This window comes from Microbacterium sp. LWH3-1.2 (genome assembly GCF_040675855.1).
In the GTDB taxonomy this organism is placed as follows: Bacteria; Actinomycetota; Actinomycetes; order Actinomycetales; family Microbacteriaceae; genus Microbacterium.
On the sequence record NZ_JBEGIK010000002.1, the window covers coordinates 1 to 2,024 of the forward strand.

At 69.0% G+C, this 2,024-nt stretch carries 3 protein-coding genes; 1 reads left to right on the forward strand and 2 read right to left on the reverse strand.

Going from position 1 to position 2,024, the window contains the following annotated elements; genetic code table 11:
• Both MRBLWH3_RS18415 and MRBLWH3_RS18420 read right to left on the reverse strand, forming a co-directional pair.
• On the reverse strand, nt 1-228 hold a 228-nt coding region (locus tag MRBLWH3_RS18415), incomplete at its 3' end, for a dihydroxyacetone kinase subunit DhaK (protein ID WP_363435683.1).
• On the reverse strand, nt 225-1,202 hold the full coding sequence (locus MRBLWH3_RS18420) for a sugar phosphate isomerase/epimerase family protein (protein WP_363435686.1): 978 nt from the start codon (nt 1,200-1,202) through the stop codon (nt 225-227). The genes MRBLWH3_RS18420 and MRBLWH3_RS18415, both read right to left, overlap by 4 nt.
• Before the next feature lie 167 nt (nt 1,203-1,369).
• Between MRBLWH3_RS18420 and MRBLWH3_RS18425 the strand changes: the two genes are divergently transcribed.
• On the forward strand, nt 1,370-2,024 hold a 655-nt coding region (locus MRBLWH3_RS18425), incomplete at its 3' end, for a LacI family DNA-binding transcriptional regulator (RefSeq protein WP_363435689.1).

Consider the following 2,024-nt stretch of genomic DNA (forward strand, 5'->3'; position numbering starts at 1 on the left):
GACGTTGCCGCACACGGCGCCTGCCGCCAGGCCCGTCCCCACGTACCCGGCGAAGGCCGGGTAGTGCCCCGAGCCGCCACCGATGACGACCGCGACCTTTCCCGGCTCGATCGGGTTCGCCCGCACGACCCCTCCGTCGACCAGCGAGACCTCGTCCGCGTGGGCGCGCGCAAAGCCTCGGAGGGCGTCTGCGACGAACGCGTCGGCGTCGCCCAGGACGCGGGTCACCGCGGCACCGCCGACGCGCCCGTCTGGCGCACTCTGCTGCTGCCCGCCGCGTACTCCCGTCGGGGCAGCACGCGATCGCGTAGGTAATCGCGGTTCGTGGCGCTCACGCTCAGCCCGTCTCCGCCGTAGTGCTCCACACAGATGACGCCCTGGAAACCGGCGCGCAGGGCGATCTTCACCGCTTCGCGATAGTTGATGACGCCCAGCTCGAGCGACGTCGGGACGGTCGAGTACAGACCGGCAGCGACATCCTCGTCGCGGGAGTAGTTCTTCACGTGCCAGAAGTTGGCGTAGGGCATGGTCGCCTCCGCGATCGCCCGCCAGTCCTCGACGGGTTCATGGAGCCGGATGAGGTTGCCGATGTCGGGGTTGAGGCCGACGGCGTCCAGGCCGATGTCCTCGACGAGGCGCACGGAGGACTCCGCGCTGCCCAGGAAGGTGTGCTCGTACATCTCGAGCGAGAGCAGCAGCCCCGCCTCGTCCGCGTGCCGCCCGAGCTCGCGCAAGCGCCCGACGGCGAGCGCCCAGGCGTCATCGTCTCCGAAGGGGTCCCGGTGTCCCTCAGCCGTCCAGAACCACAGCTGTTCCCGCTGCGAAGGCGTGAGTGCGCGATGAAGCCCCACCGACACGATCGGGATGCCGAGCTCGGCGGCGAAATCGATCGTCCGGTGCGCGTAGGCGAGGTGCTCCTGGCCGTGTTGCTCGTCGATCACGCTGCGGCGAATGGCCGAGAGGGAGGCGGGGGTCAGCCCCGTCGACCTCAGGCAGTCGCGCAGGGCCTCGACGTGGTCGCCGTCGAGGTCACCGTACCGGGTCCAGGAGTCGGTGAGATCGACCTCCGAGAACCCCTCGTCGCTCACCTCCATGAGATCCGTCAGCCAGCGCTGCGCGGACGACTCCGGTCCATCGACGGGGTGGGCGTCCCCGAGCGGAAGCATTGCCGCCGCGATCGGCCAGTCCTTCGAACTCAGCATTCTTTCGTCCTCGATGACGTCATACCCGCAAGGTACACTAGTTTACAACGTTGCATTTCCTCCTCGTGCGAATGAGTGGCAACCGCGCGGACGACCGCGGGCTTCGCTGGGCGGGCAGTAGAGTACAGAGGTTCGAACGGCAGGCGGGAGCATCGATGGGACCGACGATGCATGACGTCGCACGGGTTGCCGGCGTCTCTATCAAGACCGTGTCGAACGTGATCAACGACTACCCTCACGTGCGCCCGGGAACACGCGATCGCGTCAACGAGGCGATCGAGCAGCTCGACTATCGCCCGAACCTGTCGGCGCGCGGGCTGCGCTCCGGCCGCACCGGCGTGATCGGCCTCGCCGTCCCGTCGCTGCGCGAGAACTACTTCGCCGAGCTCGCCGACGCCGTCATCCGCGCCGCCGAGAAGCGCGGTCTCGGCGTCATGGTCGAGCAGACCAGCGGTCAGCGCGAAGGAGAGCTGCTCGCGGTGTCGACGAGCCGCCCCCGCTTCCTCGACGGTCTCCTCTTCAGTCCCGTGAGCCTCGGACAGGAGGATGCCGCCGCCCTCGCCGTGGAGGGGCCGATCGTCCTGCTGGGCGAGCGCATCTTCGGCGGGCCGACCGATCACGTCACGATGCACAACACCTCCTCCGCCGAGGCCGCCGTGGATCATCTCCTCGAGATCGGCCGCCGCCGGATCGCCCTGATCGGCGCCGACCTTCACGGCGGCGACGAGGCGAGCTCGGCGAATCTGCGCCTCAAGGGGTATGTCCGCGCGCTCGAGCGCGCAGGCATCGAGCTGGACCCCGCACTCGTGCGTCCGACCGAGA

Coding starts and splice junctions, on each gene's coding strand:
- MRBLWH3_RS18420 (WP_363435686.1), bottom strand. CDS start 1,202: ATGCTGAGTTCGAAGGACTGGCCGATCGCGGCGGCAATGCTTCCGCTC.